This is a genomic window from Sphaerisporangium dianthi, from assembly GCF_042654065.1.
Taxonomy (GTDB): Bacteria; Actinomycetota; Actinomycetes; order Streptosporangiales; family Streptosporangiaceae; genus Sphaerisporangium; species Sphaerisporangium dianthi.
In genome coordinates, this window is record NZ_JBHSFP010000018.1 from 111,037 (window position 1) to 132,729 (window position 21,693).

Sequence of the window (21,693 nt, forward strand, 5' to 3'; positions counted from 1 at the left end):
GGCTCGCGAAACTACGACCCGGCTCCCGAAACTACGACAGGGTGTCGAGGCCGGGTCGCGAGGCTACGAGAGGGCGTCGAAGCCGGCCCGCAGGTGCAGGACGCGTGCTGAGAGGTCCTTGACCGGGGCGGCCAGCGAAGTGCTGCCGTTGGCCTGCGACACGTGCTCTTCGATGCGGGCGAGCTCCTCTTCGACGGCCGAGAGGCGCCGCGACAGCTCGGGGAGGACCTCGGCGCCCACGCCGTCGGGCAACTCGACGGTCAGGCGCTCGCGCAGCAGGGCCGCCTGCTCGGCGAGCCTGCGGTTCATGTTGTACAGCTCGACGAACACCGACACCTTGGCCCGCAGCACCCACGGATCGAACGGCTTGGTGAGGTAGTCGACGGCGCCCGCGGCGTAACCGCGGAAGGCGTAGTCGGGGGCGCTGTCGACCACGGTCAGGAAGATGATCGGGATGTTGCGGGTGCGCTCGCGCCGCTTGATGTGCGCGGCCGTCTCGAAGCCGTCCATGCCGGGCATGCGCACGTCGAGCAGGATGAGCGCGAACTCGATGCTGAGCAGGGCCTTCAGGGCCTCCTCGCCGGAACGCGCGCGCACGGCGACCACGTCGAGTGAGCTCAAGATGGCCTCCAACGCGATGAGGTTCTCCTCACGGTCGTCGACCAGCAGGATCTTCGCTCTCTCCGGCATCAAGCGCGTCCTTCTCTTCCGTCGCCCGACGGCACCCGGCCGCGCGTCAGCCAGCCCCGCAGGCGTTCGAGGAGCCGGTCGACGTCCACCGGCTTGGGCACGTAGTCGGACGCTCCCGAGGCGATGCTCTTCTCTCTGTCACCCTGCATCACCTTGGCGGTGAGCGCGATGATCGGCAGGTCGGCGAACTGCGGCATGCGGCGGATGGCCGACGTGGTCGCCCAGCCGTCCATCTCGGGCATCATGATGTCCATCAGCACCAGCGCGACGTCCTCGTTGCGTTCGAGCTGCTCGATGCCCTCTATGCCGTTCTCGGCGTACACCACGGTGGAGCCGTGCCGTTCGAGCACGCTCGTCAGCGCGAAGACGTTCCTGATGTCGTCGTCCACGATGAGGATCTTCGCACCGTTCAGCGGGTCGTCGCCCTGCCAGACGCGGCTTTCGATGCTCTCGGTGAGCTGCGGGAGCCGCATGTCGTCCCCGAGCTCGGGCATCTGCGGCAGGTCGGGGACGGCGCCGGTCGCGCGGCCGCGCTCGTGCCGGTGGTCGCCGGGCGAGATCGCCGCGCCGCCGTTGCTGCCGTCGAGCGGCCCGCCGTACCTGATCGGCAGGTGCAGCGTGAAGGTGCTGCCGTGCCCCTGGTCGCTGGTCGCGTGGATCTCACCGCCGAGCAGGCGGGCGATCTCGCGGCAGATCGACAGGCCGAGGCCGGTGCCGCCGTACTTGCGGCTGGTGGTGCCGTCGGCCTGGCGGAACGCCTCGAAGATCATCTCAAGCTTCTCGGGCGCGATGCCGATGCCGGTGTCCACCACCGAGAACGACAGGATGTCGTCGTTGTCGCGCAGCGTGCGGTCGATGTAGGGCACGCCGCCCTCCGCGCGGCTGATGTGCAGGCGCACCTCGCCCTTGGGGGTGAACTTGACGGCGTTGGACAGCAGGTTGCGCAGCACCTGCTGAAGCCGCTGCTCGTCGGTGTGCAGTTCTTCGGGCACCGACGGTTCGACCTCGACGGCGAACGACAGGCCCTTGTCCTGCGCGAGCGGCGCGAACGCCGCCTCGACGTACTCCACCAGCTTGGGCAGCGAGAGCTGCTGCGGGTGGATGTCCATGCGGCCCGCCTCGACCTTGGACAGGTCGAGGATGTCGTTGATGAGCTGGAGCAGCGCCGAGCCGGCGCCGTGGATGGTGCGGGCGAACTCCACCTGCTTGGCGGTCAGGTTGCCCTCGGCGTTCTCCGACAGCAGCTTGGCCAGCACCAGGAGGCTGTTCAGCGGGGTGCGCAGCTCGTGGGACATGTTCGCGAGGAACTCGGTCTTGTAGCGCGAGGACACCGCGAGCTGCTCGGCGCGCTCCTCCAGGGTGCGGCGGGCCTGCTCGATCTGGAAGTTCTGGATCTCGATGGCGCGGTTCTGCTTGGCGAGCAGCGCGGCCTTGTCCTCCAGCTCGGCGTTGGACCGGCGCAGCTCCTCCTGCTGGCGTTGCAGCTCGTCGGAGCGCTCACGCAGCTCGGTCGTGAGGCGCTGGGACTCGGTGAGCAGGCCTTCGGTGCGGGAGTTGGCGATGATGGTGTTCATGGTCACGCCGATGGTCTCGACGAGCTGGTTGAGGAAGGCGAGATGCGTCTCTCCGAACCGGCTGAAAGAGGCCAGTTCGAGCACGCCGAGCACCTGGTTCTCGAACAGGACCGGCAGCACGACGATCTGCGCGGGCGTGGATTTGCTGAGCCCGGTCTCGATGGTCAGGTAGGCGGCGGGGACGTCGTCCAGCACGATGGGGCGGCCTTCCGCGGCCGCCTGGCCGACGATGCCCTGCCCGAACTTGAAGCTCTGCCTGACGCTGCGCCCGGGGCGCACGCCGTACCCGGCGATCAGCCGGAGCTCGTCGTCGGCGGGACTCTCGACCATGTAGAAGGCCCCGTAGCGGGCCGACACCAGCGGCGTGAGCTCGCTCATGATGAGCTTGGCGACCTCCATCAGGTCGCGGTGGCCCTGCATGAGGCGCGAGACGCGGGCGAGGTTGCTCTTGAGCCAGTCTTGCTCCTGGTTGGCCATGGTGGTGGCGACCAGGTTGGACACCATCGTGTTGATGTTGTCCTTCAGGTCGGCCAGCTCGCCCTGCGCCTCGACGGTGATCGAGCGGGTGAGGTCGCCGCGGGCGACCGCGCTGGTGACCTCGGCGATCGCGCGCACCTGCGTGCTCAGGCTGCTGGCCAGCTCGTTCACGCTCTGGGTGAGCTGCTTCCAGGTGCCCTCGACGCCCTCGACGCGGGCCTGGCCGCCGAGCTGGCCCTCGGAGGCGACCTCGCGGGCCACGCGGGTGACCTCGGAGGCGAACGACGACAGCTGGTCGACCATGCGGTTGATGGTCGTCTTCAGCACGAGGATCTCGCCCTGGGCGTCGACGTCGATCTTCTTGGACAGGTCGCCCCTGGCGACCGCCGTGGTCACCTCGCCGATGTTGCGCACCTGGTAGGTCAGGTTGGTGGCCATCGAGTTGACGTTGTCGGTGAGGTCCTTCCAGACGCCCGACACGCCGCGCACCCGGGCCTGGCCGCCGAGCTGCCCCATGGTGCCGACCTCGCGGGCCACGCGGGTGACCTCGTCGGCGAACAGGGAGAGCTGGTCGACCATCGTGTTGACGGTGTCCTTGAGCTGCAGGATCTCGCCCTGCGCGTCGACGGTGATCTTCTTGGACAGGTTGCCCTGCACGACGGCGGTGGAGACGGCGGCGATCTGCCGCACCTGCGAGGTCAGGTTGTTGGCCATGAAGTTGACGTTGTCGGTGAGGTCCTTCCAGACCCCGGACACGCCGTGCACCTGCGCCTGGCCGCCGAGCTGGCCCTCTGAGCCGACCTCGCGGGCCACGCGGCTCACCTCGGAGGCGACCAGGGAGAGCTGGTCGACCATGGTGTTGATCGTGGACTTGAGCTCGAGGATCTCGCCCTGGGCGTCGACGTCGATCTTCTTGGACAGGTCGCCGCCGGCCACGGCCTTGGTGACCTGGGCGATGTTGCGCACCTGGTAGGTCAGGTTGTTCGCCATCGAGTTGACGTTGTCGGTGAGGTCCTTCCAGACGCCCGACACGCCCTTGACCTCGGCGCGGCCGCCGAGCTGGCCCTCGGTGCCGACCTCGCGGGCCACGCGGGTGACCTCGTCGGCGAACAGGGAGAGCTGGTCGACCATCGTGTTGAGGGTCGTCTTGAGCTGCAGGATCTCGCCGCGGGCGTCCGCGGTGATCTTCTTGGACAGGTCGCCCTGGGCGACCGCCGTGGCGACGGTGGCGATGCCGCGGACCTGGCTGGTCAGGTTGCTGGCCATGACGTTGACGTTGTCGGTGAGGTCCTTCCAGACGCCCGACACGCCGCGCACCCGCGCCTGGCCGCCCAGCTCGCCCTCGGTGCCGACCTCGCGGGCGACCCGGGTGACCTCCTCGGCGAAGGCCGAGAGCTGGTCGACCATGGTGTTGACGGTGTTCTTGAGCTCGAGCATCTCGCCGACGGCGTCGACGGTGACCTTGCGGCTCAGGTCGCCGCGGGCGACGGCGGTGGTCACGACGGCGATGTCGCGCACCTGGGCGGAGACCCGGCTGGACATGGTGTTCACGGCCTCGGTGAGGTCGCGCCAGCTTCCGGACAGGCCGCGGAGGTTGGCGCGGCCGCCGAGCTGTCCTTCGGAGCCGACCTCGCGCGCGACCCTGGTCACCTCCGAGCTGAACAGGGAGAGCTGGTCGACCATGCCGTTGATCGCCCTGCCGAGCCGCCGCACCTCGCCCTTGGCCGTGCGGCCGACGTCGAGGCGCCGCGACAGGTCTCCGAGGGCGACGGCGTCCAGCACGTCGGCGGCGCTGCTCACCGGGCCCACCAGCCCGTCGATCAGGTCGTTCACCGAATGGACGCTCTCGGCCCACAGGCCCACGCCGGGGCCGGGCACCAGGCGGACGTCGAAGCGGCCCTCTTTGACGACCTCGCGGCTCACGCGGATCAGCTCGTTGGCCAGGTGCTCGCGGCGGTCGGCCACCTCGTTGAGGAGTAGTCTGACCGCGCTGAGGTTGCCCGGAGGCGCGAAGGGCACACGTTTCGTGAAGTCGCCATCACGCCACGACATGAGGGTTTCCAGGAACGGCTGAAGATCGGACTCGGTATAGGACCGCTCCGAGCCTGCCCCCGTCGTAGGGGTACCCTTCATGAAGCCTCCTTCACGCTGTTCGGGCGGGATGCGGAGTAGTGCCAGTCTGGCATGAAGGACGCTGTGCGGTCGCCCTGTCGATCGACCGCGTGTGACGGCCGACTGTGGTAAGCACGGTGTAATGACAAGTTCTTCCCGGGGTGTGCTGGCCGCGTCATTCGCGCCTGGCAGGACGGCCCTACCCGCGGCCGCGCGGTTCACCCGCGAGGTCATGACCGCATGGGCGGCCGCGTCCATCAGCGTGGACGCCGAGCGGCTGACCGGTGAGCTGGTCTCCGATGTAGGCGATGTCCCTTTTGAGATTGTATGGGTGCATCAGGGAGATTCGCTCCAGATTGAGGTGCGAGAGAAAGAGGGCACGGCCGTCCCGACGACGCCTCCGTCCAGCTCGGTCGCGGTCTGGGGGGTCAGCTTCGCGGGCGCGCTCCGCACCCGCTGGGCCCGGCTGAGCCTGCCCGGCAACGGCGGCGGTGGCGGTGGCGGTTCCCGCGCGGTCGACGAATGGACAGGGCAGCGCGCCTCCCAGGGGCCCGGCTGGCTCGGCTTCCTGGCCGACGCCAGCGACCTGCTCGCCGGCACGCTCGACCCCGACATGGTGCCCGCGCTGATCGCCCAGATCGTGGTGCCGCGGCTGGCCACCTGGTGCGCCGTCTACACGGTGAGCTCCGACGGCGAGCCGCTCGACCTCGCCTACCTGTGGCACGCCGACGAGGGCCAGATCGACGGCCTGCGCGCCGAGATCGAAGAGGTCACCATCCCGTCCGTGGAGAACCTCACCCCCGTGCCGATCCAGCTCGGCGACTGGCAGTCCCTGGCCTTCCCGCTGGTCGCGCGCGGGCGCAGCCTCGGCATGATGTGCCTGGGCCGCGCCGGCCGCTTCCCCGACGACGCCGCCCAGCTCGCCGAGGACCTCGGCCGGCGCGCGGCGCTCGCCATGGACAACGCCCGCCTGTACGCCCAGCAGGCCGACGCCAACCGCGCCCTGCAGCGCAGCCTCCTGCCGCCCGGCACGCCCGCCGAGACCCCCGGCCTGGACTACTCGGTGGTCTACGAGCCGGCGGGCGAGAACAACGAGGTCGGCGGCGACTTCTACGACCTGTTCACCATCGGCGAAGGCACCTGGCGGTTCGCCATCGGCGACGTCTGCGGCACCGGGCCGCAGGCCGCGGCCGTCACCGGCCTGGCCCGCCACACGCTGCGCCTGCTGGCCCGCGAGGGGTACGACGTGACCGCGGTCGTCTCGCGCCTCAACCAGGCCATCCTGGAGGAAGGCGAACGGGCGAGGTTCCTCACCCTCCTGCACGGCGAGATCCGCCGCACCGGCGACGGGCTCGACCTCTCGCTGATCTCCGCCGGGCATCCGGAGGCGCTGCGCCTGCGGCCGAGCGGCGTGGTGGAGGCCGTGGTGAGCTCCCAGTCGCTGCTCGGCGTCTTCCCCGAGGCCCAGTTCACCGCCGACCACGTGCGCCTGGAACCCGGCGACGTCCTGCTCGGCGTCACCGACGGGGTGACAGAACGCCGGTCGGGCGGGCGACTGCTGGACGACGAGGGCGGCCTGGCGAAGCTGCTCGCCGAATGCGTCGACCTGTCCGCCCGCGCCGTGGCCGAGCGCATCCGCCGCGCCGTTCAGGACTTCGCGATCGAACCCAGCGCCGACGACCTCGCCATCCTCGTCCTCCGCGCAGAACCGCGTTGATCTGTGTTTGTTTTGCCTCGCTTCGCTCGGCGGGCTCGGGGCGCCTTTGAGGCGGCGCCCTTCGTCGTCGTTCACGAGCGCTCGTTCCTCGCACTCGCTCTCTCCTCCTCAGGACACCGCCGCGCCCCGAGCCACATCCTCCTCAGGACACCGCCGCGCCCCGAGCCACATCCTTCTCAGGATCGCCGCGCCCCGAGCAGGGGGTGTCAGGTGGGGGTGGGGGCGGGGTGGGGCATGCCCACGTGTTTGCAGGCGAAGTCGATCTGGGCGGCCATCTGGCGGATGCGCTCCTCGACCACCAGGCTGGCGTGGCCGGCGGGGTAGCGGTAGACCTCGTGCTCGTGCCCCCGTTCCTCCAGCTTCGCCAGGTACTTCTCGATCTGCCTGATCGGTGAGCGGGGGTCGTTCTCGCCGGCCAGCACCAGCAGGGGCGCCTGCAGCGCGTCCAGGTAGGTGATCGGGGACGACGCCGCGTACAGGTCGGGCACCTCCTGCGGCGAGCCGCCGAACAGCGCCCGGTGGTAGGCGCGCAGGCCCTCGGTCTCGTCGCTGTAGGCCGCGGCGTGGTCGGTGATCGGCACGGCGGCGATGCCGGCCGCCCACCACTTGGGCTGGGTCGCGAGGCCGAGCAGCGTGAGGTAGCCGCCCCACGAGGCGCCCGCGAGCACCATGCGCTCAGGGTCCGCCACGCCGTGGCCCAGGGCCCACTCGCGCACGGCGGCCACGTCGGCCAGCTCGATGTGGCCCACGTCGCCGCGCAGCGCGTCCCGCCACACCGAGCCGTACCCGGTGGAGCCCCGGTAGTTGACGCGGACGACGGCGAAGCCGACGTCGACCCAGGCCGCGACGTTGGGCATGAACGAGTCGTCGTCCTGCGCGGCCGGGCCGCCGTGCAGGAGGAACACCGTCGGATAGGGCGGGTTGCCCACGGAGGGGCGCGACACCAGGGCATGGATGCGGCCGCCGGGCCCGTCCACGTGGACGTCCTCGAGCGGCACGGACGGCGGCGCCGAGGGGCCCGACTGGTTCATGACGACGTGGCCGTCGCTGGCCCTGATGACCGGGGGCCGCGCCGCGCTCGACCAGGAGTACTCGACCGTCCCGTCCGGCCGGGGCATCGCGTCGTGGATCACGCCGTGCGGCGTCTTGATCGCCGTGAGGTGGCCGCCGCCGAGGTCGTACCGGTACAGCTCGGTGCGGGCGCGGTCGTTGTGGCCGATCAGCAGCGCACGCCCGTCGTGGTACCAGTCGGCCGTGATCTCGCCGGGCACGCGCAGCCAGATCTCGCGCTGCTCGCCGGTGACCGGGTCCCAGACCAGCGGCTCGCGGCGCCCGCGCCGCTCGTGCAGGGCCAGGATGCGCCGGTCCGCCATGGTCGGCGCGAACCGCACGCCGCTGAAGCCCTTGCCGGGCCCGTCGTGCAGGTCCCCGGCGACCTGGCCGTTCGGCCGGATCACGCGGAGGGCGGGGTGGCGGGAGTCGCCGTGCTCGCTGTGGCTCAGCGCGATCAGCGAACCGTCGAGCGACATCCCCGCGACCTGCACGAACTCGCGGGATTCGTAGATCACCGCAGGCTTGTCGTCGCTGTCCACCTGGATGTGGAGCACCTGGAAGCCGTGGCGGCTGCTGCGGCCGACGGCGGCCGTGCCGACGGCCGACAGCGCGAGGCCCGTCGGGTGCCCCGGAGCGAGGTCGGGGTGGGCCGCGATCTCGGGCCCGCCGTTGAACGGCTGGCGCATCCAGATGCCGAACTCGTCGCCGTAGGTGTCGGAGAACCACCAGATCCACTGGCCGGTGGGATCGATCGCCGCGTGCGAGGTGCCGCGCGGACGGCTGGTGACCTGGCGCATGGCGCCGTTCGAGCGGTCCCAGGCGTGGATCTCCCAGACACCGGAGATGTTGCAGCGGTACACGGCTCGGGCCGGAGCCAGCCGTGCCCAGGTGGGCAGCGTCATACGTGCCGCGCGGAACCTGGCCTGCCAGCGTTCCTCGGCCTTCATGGGCGTGCCCCTCCCTCACGCTCTCCCGGACCGGGATCGGCGGGTTGCCGTTAAGTATGTCGCTTCTGTACGGAAGATGGCCTACAAAGCTCGGGAAATTCGTAATTCCGATGTGTCTAGGCGATCTTACGGAACAGAGAGATCCGGCACGACATCTGAACGGTCATCGGGTCCGGGAGGCGGAGGATTTCCCGCCTGAGCGTCTCTGGATCGGTGTGCCAGGCGCTCGGGCCCATGCCCACCACGGTCTCGACGGCCTGGTGGTCCAGCCGCATCGGGGCCTCCTCGACGATCTGGCCGGTCTCGGCGAAGTGCCCCCCGAGCGCCTCCGCGACGCGCCGGGCCTTGGCCTCGTCCACCGACAGCAGGCCCAGCTCCGCGACCAGGGGCGAAAGGTGACGGGGCGTCGGCGTGACCACGATCAGCGTCCCTCCTGGGCGCAGCACCCGGGCGAACTCGGGGCCGTTGCGCGGCGCGAAGACGTTCAGCAGCACGTCCGCGCACGCGTCCCTGACCGGCAGCGGACGCCACACGTCCGCGACCACGGCGCCGATGCGCGGATGGGCACGCGCCGCGCGCTTGAGGGCGTGCTTGGAGACGTCCAGGGCGATGCCGGCGTCGTGCGGGCCGAGCACGCCGGCCAGATAGTGGCCCGTGCCCGCCCCGGCGTCCAGGACCAGCGCCCTGCCCGCCGCGGCGGGCTCCACCGCCCGGCCCGCCGTGGCGGGGGAGTCCGCGGCGTCCCGCGCGGACGCCGTCGCGGTGCTCACCAGGGCGCGCAGGCGGCCGGCGAGGGCGGCGAAGTGGCCCGCGCCGAGGAAGGCGGACCGCGCGGCCACCATGGCGGGGGTGTCGGCGGTGCCGGGGACGGCCGACCCGGTGAGCAGGCTCACGTATCCCTGCTTGGCGACGTCGAACGCGTGGCCCTCACCGCAGCGCGCCGCGCCCCCGTCCAGGGCGAGGCCGCCGCGGCAGACGGGGCACAGGAGGTAGTCGATGACGTCGGCCAGCATGCCCTCCATCATCCCGGCAGCGCGCGGGCCGCCGCTCACCGCTCGATGCGGACGGCGAGGCCGTCGAGCACGCAGCGCAGGCCGAACTCGAACAGCGTGTCCAGGTCGAACTCGACCTGAGGGTGCCCGACGACGCCGGAGAAGACGGGGAACTCGCCCGACGACAGGATCGCCGCGAACGTCGGGTCCAGGGCCTCCATCCATTCGTCGTCGGTCACGCCGGTCTCCTGCCGCGCCTGTGCCTCCCGCTCCAGGTTCACCGCGACCCCGTGCACGAAGCCGATGACGGTCATGGCCGCGTGGAGGACGGTGTCGGGGTGGAGCCCGAGGCCCTGCAGCCCGCGCATCAGCCACTCGGTGTGGAGGAGCGCGTTGCGCGACAGCAGGGGACGGGTGAACGACATCACCTGCGCCAGCCAGGGGTGCCTGCGGTACAGCGCCCAGTGCGCCCGCGCCGCCGTCTCCAGCCGGTCGCGCCATCCGCCGGGGGCGGTCGCGGGCGGGGGCGACTCGCCGAACACGGCGTCGACCATCAGCAGCGCCAGCTCGTCCTTGCTCGCGACGTGGCGGTACAGCGACATGGCGGCCACGCCGAGCGCGGCGGCGACCCTGCGCATGGACAGCGCGGCCAGTCCTTCGGCGTCGGCGATCTCGATGCCGGCGCGGACGACGCGCTCGCGGGTGAGGTCCCGCTCGTCGCCGCGCGCCTCGCGGTGCCGGGCGGCGGGGCGGGCGGCTTCGGGGAGATCCACCACGGTGCCCACGCCGGGCACGGCCCGTACCAGGCCCTCCTGGCGGAGCGTGGTCAAGACCTTGGTGGCGGTCGCCATGGCCACCCCCCACTGCCGGGTGATCTCGCGGGTGGAGGGCACCCGGTCTCCGGCGCTCAGCTCGCCGGAGGCGATGCGCTCGCGGATCTCCCGGACGATCCGGGAGTACGGCGGGTCGGGGCGGTCACCGGGCCGATGCACTCGGCGCCTCCTTCGTTCGATCGCTTCCTGCGCCGCAGCGTACTAGTGCACCAGTGCGGGCGGCATGGTGCGGCGAGGCGGGGCCGGAGCGCGTCCGCCGTGGTCACGGCACCGGTATCGATCGGTGAAGCCCTGCCTAAGTGCACTAGTGCTCAACAGAGAATATCCCCAGCTCATTGCGCATATACGCCGTACGCCCTACCGTTCAGGTGATGGCTCGTACACCGTACACACGGGAGACGCGGCCATCCCGAGACACCGGCAGAGGAGAGGCGCATGACGACGAACCGCAGCATCCTGATCTCCGGCGCGAGCATCGCCGGGCCCGCGCTGGCCTTCTGGCTGCGCCGCCACGGCTTCGACCCGGTCGTCGTGGAGCGCGCCCCCGCGTTCCGGGACGGCGGCCACGCGATCGACCTGCGCGGAGTCTCCCGCGAGGTGGTGGCGCGCATGGGACTCATGGCCGAGGTGCGTGGGGCGAGCATCGGCACCCGCGGCATGTCGTTCGTCGACGCGGGCGGCCGGCGCAGGGCGAGCATGTCCGCTGACATGCTCGGCGGCGAAGGGCCGGTCGCCGAGGTCGAGATCCTGCGGGGCGACCTGGCGCGGGTCCTGTACGACGCCACGCGCGGCGACACCGAGTACGTGTTCGGCGACTCCGTGGCCGCGCTCGCCGACGACGGCGGCGGGGTGGAGGTCACCTTCGAAAGCGGCTCCCGGCGCAGGTTCGACCTGGTCGCCGGCGCGGACGGCATCCACTCCACGACACGCGCGCTGGCCTTCGGCGCGGAGGAGCGCTTCTCTCGCCACCTCGGCTCCTACACCTCGTTCTTCACCATCCCCTACCCGGAGCGCCACGAGCGGTGGGACCGTTACCACACGCCGCTCGGCGGGCGCGTGGCGGCCATCCGGCCGACGGCGCGGCCGGAGGAGGCCAAGGCCCTGTTCGGCTTCCGCTCGCCGCCCCTGAACTACGACAGGCGGGACGTGGACCAGCAGAAGAAGATCCTCGCCGACCGGTTCGCCGGCGTGGGCTGGGAGGTTCCGCGACTGCTGGACGCGATGTGGGACGCGCCGGACTTCTACTTCGACACGGTCGGCCAGATCCGCATGGAGCGATGGTCGAGCGGGCGCACGGTGCTGCTCGGCGACGCCGCCTGCTGCCCGTCCGCCTTGACCGGCCTCGGGACGAGCCTGGCGCTCGTGGGCGCGTACGTGCTGGCCGGCGAGCTGGCGGCGGCGGACGGCGACCACCGGGCGGGCTTCACCGCCTACGAGCGGGAGATGCGCCAGTACGCCACGTCCGCCCAGGCGCGCGCCGGCGACGGATCCACGTCGTTCCTGTTCCCCACGTCCAACGCCCACATCTGGCTGCGGAACACGATGATGCGCACCATTCCGTACATGCCGTGGAAGAAGATCGTCGCCAGGAGGCTCCAGCAGGCCGACGCCATCACGCTCAAGGACTATCCGAGCTGAGGGCGCCGGCCCGCCGGAGCCGGGCCTGTCAGGCGGGGACGGAGGCCACGCCGGGCGACAGGAACGGGCGGCCGTTGACCTCGCCCGACACGCCGGTCCTGTCGAGGTACGGCGTGATGCCGCCGGTGTGGAACGGCCAGCCCGCGCCGAGGATCATGCACAGGTCGATGTCCTCGGGCGCCGCGACGATCCCCTCGTCCAGCATCAGGTGGATCTCCTCGGCCAGCGCGCGCAGCGCCCGGTCGCGCACCTGCGCAGCGCTCGGCCCGGTCGCCCCCGAGGCCTCGAAGATCTGCCGCGCCTCCGGGTCGATGGAGAAGTCGGGGGCGTAGACGCCGGGCTTGCCGGCCTTCACGAGCGTCGCCAGGTTCGACGAGACGCCGTACCGGCCGGGGAACGCCTCGTGCAACGTCTCGGAGACGTGCAGGGCCACCGCCGGGCCCACGAGCTGCAGCAGCGTGAACGGCGTCATCGGCAGGCCGAGCCCGTCCAGCGCGTGGTCGGCGACCTCGATCGGGGTGCCCTCGTCCACCGCGCCGATGACCTCGCCCATGAACCGGGTGAGCAGCCGGTTGACCACGAACGCGGGGGCGTCCTTCACCAGCACGCAGGACTTGCGCAGCGCCTTGCCGACCGCGAAGGCCGTGGCCAGCGAGGCGTCGTCGGTCTTCTCCGCCCGGACGATCTCCAGCAGGGGGAGGACGGCGACCGGGTTGAAGAAGTGGAAGCCCACCACCCGCTCAGGGTGGCGCAGGCCGGCCGCCATCGCCGAGATCGACAGGGAGGAGGTGTTGGTGGCCAGCAGGCACTCGGGGCCGACGACGGCCTCCACCTCGGCGAGGACCTGCTTCTTCACCGCGAGGTCCTCGAAGACGGCCTCGATGACGAAGTCGGCGTCGGCGAACGCGTCCTTGGTCAGCGAGCCGGTGACGAGCCCTTTCAGCCGGTTGGCCTGGTCACCGGTGATGCGTCCCTTGCCGAGCAGCTTGCCGACCTCGGCGTGGACGTAGCCGACGCCCTTGTCCAGGCGGGCCTGGTCCAGGTCGGTGAGGACCACCGGCACCTCGAGGCGGCGGGCGAACAGCAGGGCGAGCTGGGAGGCCATCAGGCCCGCGCCGACCACGCCGACCTTGGTCACCTTGCGGGCCAGCGCCTTGTCCGGGGCGCCCGCGGGGCGCTTGGCCCGCCGCTGCACCAGGTCGAAGGAGTACAGGCCGGCGCGCAGTTCGTCGCCCATCAGCAGGTCGGCCAGCGCCTCGGTCTCGGCCGCGAAACCGGCGTCGCGGCTCGCGGAGCCCGCCAGTTCCACCAGGTCCAGCGCGCGGTACGGCGCGGGGGAGGCGCCGTGCAGCTTGAGGTCGACGAGCGTCCTGGCGCCCGCCACGGCGGCCTTCCAGGCGTCGGCGTCCTTGGTGAACGGGTGCCTCGCGACCGCGGTCTCGCCGGTGAGCACGCGGGCGGCCCAGCGCAGCGACTCCTCCAGGAAGTCGGCCGGCTCGAACATCGCGTCGGCGACGCCGAGCCTGAACGCCTCGGCGCCCTTGATCATCCGGTTCTGCGACAGCGGGTTCTCGATGATCAGCTTCAGCGCGTTGACCGGGCCGATGAGGCGGGGAAGCAGCTGCGTGCCGCCCCAGCCCGGCACCAGGCCGAGGAAGCACTCGGGCAGCGCGACCGCGGGGACGCCGGAGGAGATCGTCCGGTAGGTGCAGTGCAGCGCCACCTCCAGGCCGCCGCCCATCGCCGCGCCGTTCACGAACGCGAACGACGGCACCTCCAGCTCGCCGAGCCGGCGGAACACCTCGTGCCCGAGCCGGCCGAGGGCCGTGGCCTGGTCGCGCGTGCGGACCAGCGCGGCGCCCTTGAGGTCGGCGCCGACGGCGAAGACGAAGGGCTTGCCGGTGACGCCGACCGCGGCGATGTCGGTGCGCTCGCAGATGGCGTCGAGGGCCTTGTCCAGCTCGGCCAGGCCGCGCGGGCCGAAGGTGCTGGGCTTGGTGTGGTCGAAGCCGTTGTCCAGCGTGATCAGGGCCATCGTGCCCGCGTCGCCGGGGAGCCGGACGTCGCGGACGAGGGCGTGGGTGACGACCTCGTCGTCGAAGATGCCGGTGATGTCGCTCACTTGCCGCCCTCCCAGGCGAGGTTCTCCCAGATGACCGTTCCGCCCATGCCCATGCCGACGCACATCGTCGTGATGCCGTAGCGCACGCCGGGGTTCTCGCCGAACTCGCGGGCGAGCTGCGTCATGAGCCGCACCCCGGAGGAGGCGAGCGGGTGGCCGAACGCGATCGCGCCGCCGTAGGGGTTGACGCGCGGATCGTCGTCGGCGATGCCGAAGTGCGACAGGAAGGCCAGCACCTGCACGGCGAAGGCCTCGTTGATCTCGATGAGCCCGATGTCGCCGATGGACAGCCCGGCCAGGCGCAGCGCGCGCTCGGTGGAGGGGATCGGGCCGACGCCCATCACCTCGGGGTCCACTCCGGCGAAGGCGTAGGAGACCAGGCGCATCTTGGGCGTGAGGCCGAGCTCGGCGGCGGCGTCGGCGGCGGCGAGGACGCAGCCGGTGGCGCCGTCGTTCAGGCCCGCCGAGTTGCCGGCGGTCACGTGGCCGTGCGCGCGGAACGGCGTCTTCAGCGACGCCAGGCCCTCCATGGTGGTGCCCGGTCGCGGCGGTTCGTCCTCGGTGGCCAGGCCCCAGCCCTCGGCGGCCTTGCGGGTCGCCATCGGCACCAGGTCGGGCTGGATCCTGCCGTTGGCGTACGCCTTGGCGACCTTCTCCTGGGAGGCGACCGCGTAGGCGTCGGCGCGCTCCTTGCCGATCTCGGGGTAGCGGTCGTGCAGGTTCTCGGCGGTCATGCCCATGACCAGCGCGGAGCCGTCGACGAGCTTCTCGGACAGGAAACGCGGGTTGGGGTCGACTCCCTCGCCCATCGGGTGGCGGCCCATGTGCTCCACGCCGCCCGCGATGGCGACGTCGTAGGCGCCGAAGGCGATGCCGCCCGCCACGGTGGTGACGGCGGTCATCGCGCCGGCGCACATGCGGTCGATGGCGTAGCCGGGGACGGACTTCGGCAGCCCTGCCAGCACGGCGGCCGAGCGGCCGATGGTCAGGCCCTGGTCGCCGATCTGGGTGGTGGCCGCGATGGCGACCTCGTCGACGCGCTCGGGCGGCAGTTGCGGGTTGCGCCGCATCAGTTCACGGATGACGCGGACGACCAGGTCGTCGGCGCGTGTCTCGGCGTACATGCCCTTGGGGCCCGAGCGGCCGAAAGGGGTGCGCACGCCGTCGACGAACACGACGTCACGAGACGTTGGCACGGCTGGCTCCTCGCTGCTGGATGGCTTCCGCCTACATGCTACTCGTGAGTAACATGATGGCATGGTCCCGGATTCCCTCGTGCCGCGGCCGAGGCCAGGCCGCACATTCCCCCCGCGGCCCCAGGCCAGGACGGAGCGACCGAGCCGGGCTTCACTGCGGCGGGTCGATCGGGGGACGCTCGCCGTCGGCGGCCACGTCCCGCAGCGCCAGCAGGATGCTCGCCGGATCGGCGATGAGGTGCGGGTTGCGCTCAAGATGGGCCAGGTGGCGGTGCGAGAGCGTGCGCACCGTCAGCGAGTCGTCGACCTTGACGACCAGGAGGGAGCCCACGACCAGGGCCGCCCGCGGCGTGTGCTCCAGCGCCTGGATCAGGCGCGCGGCCGCGCTGGCCTGGGTGTCGTCCACCTGCGCCTGGGTCACGTGCAGCGCCCGCAGCTCGGCGGCCCGGCGGAGGTCGCCCGCGATGTCATGGGCCAGGTCGGAGGCGGCGACGTCCTTGGCCTTCGCGCGTAACAGCTTGAACCACGAGCCGAGGATCTCCTGCGACCACTCCGAGATGCTCCACCCGGCGGCCTCGACCAGCTCCTCGACCGCCGTCAGCACCGCGGCCGCGGGCTCCTCCTCGCCCAGGTAGATCGCGATGACCTGCTCGGACGGCTCGTCCTGCGCCCGGGCATCGCGCACCGCGCGAAGTTCGCGGGCCAGCGCCGCGCCCATGCGCTCCGGCGGCGTCGCGTCCTCGCCCAGGCCGCGGGGAATCTCCGAGATGGACGGCAGCGCGGACGCGGAAACGGCGGCGGTCGCGTCGGCCAGGCGCTTGACCAGGTCCTGAGCCAGTGACCGCGGCAGGTAGCGGGCCAGTTCGTCGGCGTCGCCGAAGGCGATGACCTGCGGCACCGCCATCTTCGAGAGCTGTTCCAGCATTCGCGTCAGGGCGACGTTGTCGCGGCCCAGCAACTCGATGTCGGAGTGGAGCGACATCGTGATCCGCTCGCGCTCGGCGCGCAACTGAATCATCGCCAGGTCGCTCTCGGACTCCGCGTTGATCAGCTGCTCCTGCAGCAGCCGGCCGCGGAACGCCTCGATCGCGACCGCGCGGCGCGTCTCGTCGAGTTCCTCCTGCTCCGTCTCGATCTCGCCAAGGACGGTCTGCATCGCCTCGACGCCCCAGGCCGCCAGGAGGGGCCGCAGCCGCGCCTCCAGCTCCAGCCGGATCTTGTCCTGCTCGGCGAGGAAGTCGGCCGCGGTGTACGCGGCGGCGGCCGTGTGCAGATGATGCCGGATCGCGGGGTCCAGGACGCGGACGACGAACCGCCGCACCACGTCCGCGTACCCGCCGTCGGGCTCACCCCCGCCGAAGCGGCGCACGATGCGCGGGGCGGCCTCGGCGGTGATCCGGACGATCTGTGTGACGGCGCACCGCATCCAGTGCCCCTCGACGTTGACCCGGATCGGATCCAGCCGGACATCGTCCGGCGCCGCGCCGGAGCCGGACGCCCACTCAAGGAGCAGCACCCGCGTGGGGATCAGGGCGACACGCGCGAACCATGGATTGATCCGGTAGGAGCCCACCGGCAGGTACTCGGCCTGCACGCCTCGCTGTCCGCCCGCGTTCAGGAAGGCGTCCGGTGACTGGAAGGAGGCATGGCCGGGCACGACGGGCCCCAGTGAGTCCTCCGCCGTGCCGGGCTCGGCCCCCTCGTGGACCACCACGACGCCGGCGTACCCCACGGGGACCACGACCTCCCGCAGCTCGTCGGGACGCAGCCCGCTCCGGCCGCTCTCCACGGTGTCGATCGTGATCACGGTGAAGAACTCGGGATTCGTCGCGTACCACGCTCCGCCGGGCAGCACCGCGGGCTGCCGGCCCAGCTGGCCGCCGTTCGCCAGGAACGCGGCCTCGTCCTGGAAGAGGTCGCACTCGACGTGCCTGGCGAGCACGCCGGTCGCGGGCGCGGGCCGCCCCTGCTCGGCCAGCACCACGCCGACGGTGCCCGGCGGCACGTGCACCCGCCGGACGACCTCGACCTCGTAGATCGGCCAGGGCAGCAGATAGCGGCGCCCGGCGGGCAAGGTTCCCGCCCGCGCCCCGGCGGCCGACCGCCCTCGCCCCAGCCGGCGGTAGACGACCCCCACGTGCCCGGCGGGGACGCGGACCGTGCTCCTGGCGAGCAGGATTCCCCCCGCGAGGAGAACGACCCCCGCGACCAGCCACCAAACGATCATCGCGCGCCTCCGCCCGTGTCGTACTGCGGATTATCGCCGACCCGGCCGGCCCTTCGCCGCCCTTTCCGGCCGGCGATCGACTCCGACCTCGGGAGCCGCCGGCGGGTGACTAGGCGATGCCGGTGAGGATCGTGCGCACGAGACCGCCCGCGAAGTCGTCCACCTTCGCGGGTGGGCCCTCCTCGCCGAGGAAATGCCGCAGGAAGGCCTGCTGGTAGCAGGCGCCGAGCAGCAACGCCGCCGCCGCGTCGGGGTCGGCGTCGGCGCGCAGGCGCCCGTCCGCGCGCAGCGCCCGCAGGTACCCCGCGAGCGCCTCCAGGGGCTTGTGCGGACCGGCGTCCAGCTTGCGCAGCTCGTCGCGGTGGCGCTGGAGCAGGGCGGGCTCGGCGAACAGCGACGAGCCGATCGGCACGCTCGCCTCGTAGAACAGCGCCGCCGTGCGGACGATCTCGGTCAGGCACTCTTCGGTCGACCGGCCGCCGGGGTCGGACGACAGCCGGGTGATCAGCGCGCCGAGGCCGGGGAGCCGTTCCTGCAGGACGGCGACGAACATCTCCTCCTTACCGGTGAAGTGCCGGTAGAGAGCCGCCTCGGAGCAGCCCGCGGCGCGGGCGATCTCTTTGGTGGTGACGCGGGCCAGCCCCATCGTGCGCATGAGGTGTTCGGCGGCGTCGAGGATGCGCCGGCGGGTGCGGGCGCCGGCGGCCGTGCGCGGCTGAGGCATGCGGTGCTCTCACCTCCCAGGCCGGTGCGGCTTTTGGCCGCCTTTGAAAGGGGTACTCATTCTATGATGTGAGTGAGTACTCACCAACGTCCGGGGGGACATCTCATGAAGATCACCGTCTTCGGCGCCACGGGTCGCACAGGCAGGGAGGTCGTCCGGCAGGCGCTGGACGCCGGGCACCAGGTCACCGCCGTGGTCCGAGACCCGGCCCGCCTTCCCATCAGCCACTCCGCGCTCGAGGTGATCACCGCTGACGTGACCTCGCCGGACGCGCTCCGTCCCGCGCTCGCCGGCCGCGACGCCGCGATCTCGGCTCTCGGCCCGAACGGCAGGAAGGACGTGGGCATCGCCTCCGCGGCGCTGAGCGCGATCGTCCGCGCGATGGAGGCCAACGACGTCCGCCGCCTCGTCGTCGTGAGCGCGGTCCCGGTCGGCCCGATCCCCGATGGGGAGCCGTTCCTCTACCGCACGGTGGTGCTGCCGCTGCTCAAGCGCGTCCTGCGGGACGGGTACGCCGACCTGCGGGCGATGGAGGACGAGGTGCGGCACAGCCCGCTGGAGTGGACGATCGTGCGGCCGCCACGGCTGACCGGCAAGCCGCTGACCGGGAAGTACCGGCGGGTCGTGGGCGGCAACGTCCCGCGTGGCCGTTCCATCTGCCGGGCCGACCTCGCGCAGGCGATGCTCGCGTGCACGGACGACCCCGCCACCGTCAAGCAACCGGTCGGAGTCGCGTACTGACCCCGGCGCCCGACCACATACCGACCGGGCGCCCGATCACGCATCGACCAAGCGCCCGATCACGCATCGACCGGGCGCGCGGTCGGGTGCCGGCCCGGCGTCCGGTCGTGTACTGACCCGGCGTCCGGTCGTGTGCCGTGGCGGTCAGGAGGCCGCCACCTGGCGCAGGAAGGCGGCGTTCGAGGGCGTCTCGCGGAGGCGGTCGAGCAGCACGGCGAGGGCCTGCTCGCGGTCCAGGCCGGAAAGCACGCGCCGCAGCTTCCACACGACCTCGCGCTCGTCGGCCGCCATGAGCAGCTCCTCGCGCCGGGTCCCGGAGGCGGCCACCTCGACGGCGGGGAACATGCGCTGCTCGGCGAGCGCCCGGCTCAGCCGCAGCTCCATGTTCCCCGTTCCCTTGAACTCCTCGTACAAGAAGTCGTCCATCCGTGAGCCGGTCTCGGCGAGCGCGGTCGCGAGGATCGTCAGCGATGGGCCCTCACGGGTGGCCCGGGCGGCGCCGAACAGACGTTTCGGCAGGTGGACGGCCTGCGCGTCCATCCCGCCCGTGAGCGTCTCGCCGCCGTTCGGCGCGATGACGTTGTAGGCCCGGCCGAGCCGGGTGAGCGAGTCGAGCAGGACGACGACGTCGGTCCCGCGCTCGACGAGCCGCTTGGCCCGCTCGACCGCCAGCTCGGCGAGCGACGCGTGGTCCCGCTCCGGCCGGTCGAACGTCGAGGCGATCACTTCGGCGCGCACGGACTCGCGGAAGTCGGTGACCTCCTCCGGCCGTTCGCCGACGAGGACCACCATCAGGTGGACGCCGGGGTGGTCGCGGGCGACGGCGTCGGCGATCGCCTTGAGCACCATGGTCTTGCCGGCTTTCGGCGGTGCGACGATCAGGCCGCGCTGCCCCTTGCCGACGGGGGCCAGAAGATCGATCAGCCGGGTGACGGGAGATGCGGGCGAGCCGGACAGGCCGGACGAGAGGACGAGGCGCTCGTGCGGGTGGACCGGCGTCAGCGCGGCGAAGCGCGGCCGGGCGAGCCCGGGCCGCTCGCCGTCGACGGAGACGATCTCGACGGCCCGGCCCTGCAGCCCGCGCGTCCGCGCCACCACCAGGTCGCCGGGGCGCAGGCCGAGCTCGCCGACCTGCGTCAGGGGAAGCCGGACGTCGTCGTCACCCGGGAGGTGGCCGCCGGTCCGGATGTAGGCCGCCTTCTCGCGGACGTCGAGCAACCCCCGGATCTCCGTCACGGCGTCGGTCTGGCTGAGGCCGGGCAGGGCGCCCGGCCCGGCCGGGGTCTGCCCTGCCGTGACCGGCGGGCGCCGGCGCGTTCTTTTCTGCGGCGCCGCCACGGGCGCCGGGGCTTCGATGGTCGTTGTCATGTGATTCCTTGCCGATGAGAGGGTGTGCCCGCTGAATGCGTGGTGGGGACGGCGCCGGAAGGATCGCTTGAGGAGAGGCGAACGCGGCGGGCCCGTGAGGGCGTGCGGCGGCGGCCTGTGGTCGATCGAGCGATCGGCGCGAGATGCCTGCCCGTGAGAGGGCGGCGAGAGAACATGCGAACGGCCCTGAAATGGCGGGGAATGTGGTCATCCCACCTGAAGAGCCACTTTCACCATAACATCACTGCACGGCCGGCGCGCAAGCACCTGGAGCGATCAGGTGCGATCGTGGCGGCCGTACGGCGGCCCCGAGCCGGTGAGCCGGAGCCGGTGAGCAGGTCCTGTCGAGCAGGTTCTGTCGAGCCGGGCGCGGGGTGCGCGGGCGTGCCAAGCTTGGGGCAAGGTGTCCAGGTGCGGGGGGAGCGCGATGGCGTACGAGCCGATGACGGTGGCCGGCGTGGAGGTCGTCCCGCTTCGCGACGCGGTGGGCCCGATGGGCGGCGACCTGCGGCAGCCGCCGCGAGAGAAGTTCACCGGCGGGTCGCCCGAGCACCGCGCCGCGCTCGCCGGCGACGAATGGACCCTGCACTTCCGCTGCTACCTGCTGCGCGGCCGCACCGGCCGCCTCGTTCTGGTGGACGCCGGGCTCGGCGGGCGTGACTCGCCCGCGGCGAGCTGGGCGCCCGTGCCGGGCCGCCTGGTGGACGAGCTCGCCGCCGTGGGCGTGTCGCCGGCGGACGTCGGCACCGTCGTGCTCACCCACCTGCACAGCGACCACGCCTCCGGGGCGGTCACCGACGGAGTGGCCACCTTCCCCAACGCCCGGCACGTCGTCCAGCGCGCCGAGGTCGACTGGATCGAGGGCGCCGGCCCGAACCCGATACTCGAGCGGGTGCTGCGCCCGCTGACCGGGCTGGTCGACGCGGTGGAAGGGGACGCCGAGGTGGCTCCGGGCGTGCGGGTGCTCCTGGCCCCCGGCCACACACCCGGCCACCAGGTGGTCGAGATCGGGCCGCTGACGCTGACGGGCGATGTGATCCTGCACCCGGTGCAGCTCGCCGACCCCGCGATCGAATACGCCCACGATGACGATCCGGCGCGGGCGGCCGAGACGAGGCGGCAGGTGCTCCGCAGGTCTCGCTCGCGCGGCGGTCTGATCGGCACCGCTCACTTCCCCGAGCCCTTCACCCGCCTCGTCCCTGCCGAGCCCGGCGGTGATCCGGGCGCCGTGGGCGGCGCCGAGTCCGGGTCAGGGGCCGCCGCGCGCGGCGGCCCCTGACCG

The 21,693-nt window shown here is 72.0% G+C and carries 14 protein-coding genes; 4 read left to right on the forward strand and 10 right to left on the reverse strand.

Annotated elements, in window-relative coordinates; translation table 11 throughout:
* Positions 1-63: 63 nt before the first annotated feature.
* Together ACFO60_RS24435 and ACFO60_RS24440 are read right to left on the reverse strand one after the other, a co-directional pair.
* Positions 64-690, reverse strand: a complete 627-nt coding sequence (locus ACFO60_RS24435) for a response regulator (RefSeq protein WP_380843831.1) — start codon at positions 688-690, stop codon at positions 64-66.
* Positions 690-4,874 carry a HAMP domain-containing protein gene (locus tag ACFO60_RS24440; protein WP_380843833.1) on the reverse strand — a complete coding sequence of 1,395 codons (4,185 nt, stop codon included), beginning with the start codon at positions 4,872-4,874 and terminating at the stop codon, positions 690-692. The genes ACFO60_RS24435 and ACFO60_RS24440 overlap by 1 nt, the downstream gene beginning before the upstream one ends.
* Before the next feature lie 340 nt (positions 4,875-5,214).
* Between ACFO60_RS24440 and ACFO60_RS24445 the strand changes: the two genes are divergently transcribed.
* Positions 5,215-6,570, forward strand: a complete 1,356-nt coding sequence (locus ACFO60_RS24445) for a PP2C family protein-serine/threonine phosphatase (RefSeq protein WP_380843835.1) — start codon at positions 5,215-5,217, stop codon at positions 6,568-6,570.
* A 206-nt stretch (positions 6,571-6,776) separates the two neighbouring features.
* Here ACFO60_RS24445 and ACFO60_RS24450 read toward each other — a convergent pair whose 3' ends face one another.
* From ACFO60_RS24450 to ACFO60_RS24460, 3 genes are all read right to left on the reverse strand, one after another.
* Positions 6,777-8,570, reverse strand: coding sequence for a S9 family peptidase (locus tag ACFO60_RS24450; protein WP_380843837.1), 1,794 nt, complete (start codon positions 8,568-8,570; stop codon positions 6,777-6,779).
* Between the two features lie 116 nt (positions 8,571-8,686).
* The gene (locus ACFO60_RS24455) at positions 8,687-9,583 is read right to left on the reverse strand and encodes a putative RNA methyltransferase (protein WP_380843839.1); all 897 of its coding nucleotides are present in this window, start codon (positions 9,581-9,583) and stop codon (positions 8,687-8,689) included.
* Positions 9,584-9,618: 35 nt separating this feature from the next.
* Positions 9,619-10,554, reverse strand: coding sequence for a TetR/AcrR family transcriptional regulator C-terminal domain-containing protein (locus ACFO60_RS24460; protein WP_380843841.1), 936 nt, complete (start codon positions 10,552-10,554; stop codon positions 9,619-9,621).
* 276 nt (positions 10,555-10,830) lie between these two features.
* Between ACFO60_RS24460 and ACFO60_RS24465 the strand changes: the two genes are divergently transcribed.
* Positions 10,831-12,033, forward strand: a complete 1,203-nt coding sequence (locus ACFO60_RS24465) for an FAD-dependent monooxygenase (RefSeq protein ID WP_380843843.1) — start codon at positions 10,831-10,833, stop codon at positions 12,031-12,033.
* Between the two features lie 28 nt (positions 12,034-12,061).
* On the opposite strand, the gene ACFO60_RS24470 is transcribed toward ACFO60_RS24465, so the two are convergent.
* The 4 genes from ACFO60_RS24470 to ACFO60_RS24485 form a co-directional block, all read right to left on the reverse strand.
* Positions 12,062-14,155: a 3-hydroxyacyl-CoA dehydrogenase NAD-binding domain-containing protein gene (locus ACFO60_RS24470; RefSeq protein ID WP_380843845.1), complete on the reverse strand. Its 2,094-nt coding sequence runs from the start codon at positions 14,153-14,155 to the stop codon at positions 12,062-12,064.
* On the reverse strand, positions 14,152-15,351 hold the full coding sequence (locus tag ACFO60_RS24475; protein WP_380843847.1) for a thiolase family protein: 1,200 nt from the start codon (positions 15,349-15,351) through the stop codon (positions 14,152-14,154). The genes ACFO60_RS24470 and ACFO60_RS24475 overlap by 4 nt, the downstream gene beginning before the upstream one ends.
* 151 nt (positions 15,352-15,502) lie before the next feature.
* Positions 15,503-17,578, reverse strand: a complete 2,076-nt coding sequence (locus tag ACFO60_RS24480) for an SPFH domain-containing protein (RefSeq protein WP_380843849.1) — start codon at positions 17,576-17,578, stop codon at positions 15,503-15,505.
* Positions 17,579-17,687: 109 nt separating this feature from the next.
* Positions 17,688-18,302 carry a TetR/AcrR family transcriptional regulator gene (locus ACFO60_RS24485; protein ID WP_380843851.1) on the reverse strand — a complete coding sequence of 205 codons (615 nt, stop codon included), beginning with the start codon at positions 18,300-18,302 and terminating at the stop codon, positions 17,688-17,690.
* 105 nt (positions 18,303-18,407) lie between these two features.
* Here ACFO60_RS24485 and ACFO60_RS24490 point away from each other — a divergent pair, with 105 nt between their 5' ends.
* Positions 18,408-19,043, forward strand: a complete 636-nt coding sequence (locus ACFO60_RS24490) for an NAD(P)-dependent oxidoreductase (protein WP_380843853.1) — start codon at positions 18,408-18,410, stop codon at positions 19,041-19,043.
* 144 nt (positions 19,044-19,187) lie between these two features.
* Here the strand turns inward: ACFO60_RS24490 and rho are convergent, their stop codons facing one another.
* Positions 19,188-20,411 carry a transcription termination factor Rho gene (rho, locus tag ACFO60_RS24495; protein ID WP_380843855.1) on the reverse strand — a complete coding sequence of 408 codons (1,224 nt, stop codon included), beginning with the start codon at positions 20,409-20,411 and terminating at the stop codon, positions 19,188-19,190.
* 427 nt (positions 20,412-20,838) lie between these two features.
* On the opposite strand from rho, the gene ACFO60_RS24500 reads away from it, so the two are divergent.
* Positions 20,839-21,690, forward strand: a complete 852-nt coding sequence (locus ACFO60_RS24500; RefSeq protein WP_380843857.1) for an MBL fold metallo-hydrolase — start codon at positions 20,839-20,841, stop codon at positions 21,688-21,690.
* The last annotated feature ends 3 nt before the right edge of the window (positions 21,691-21,693 follow it).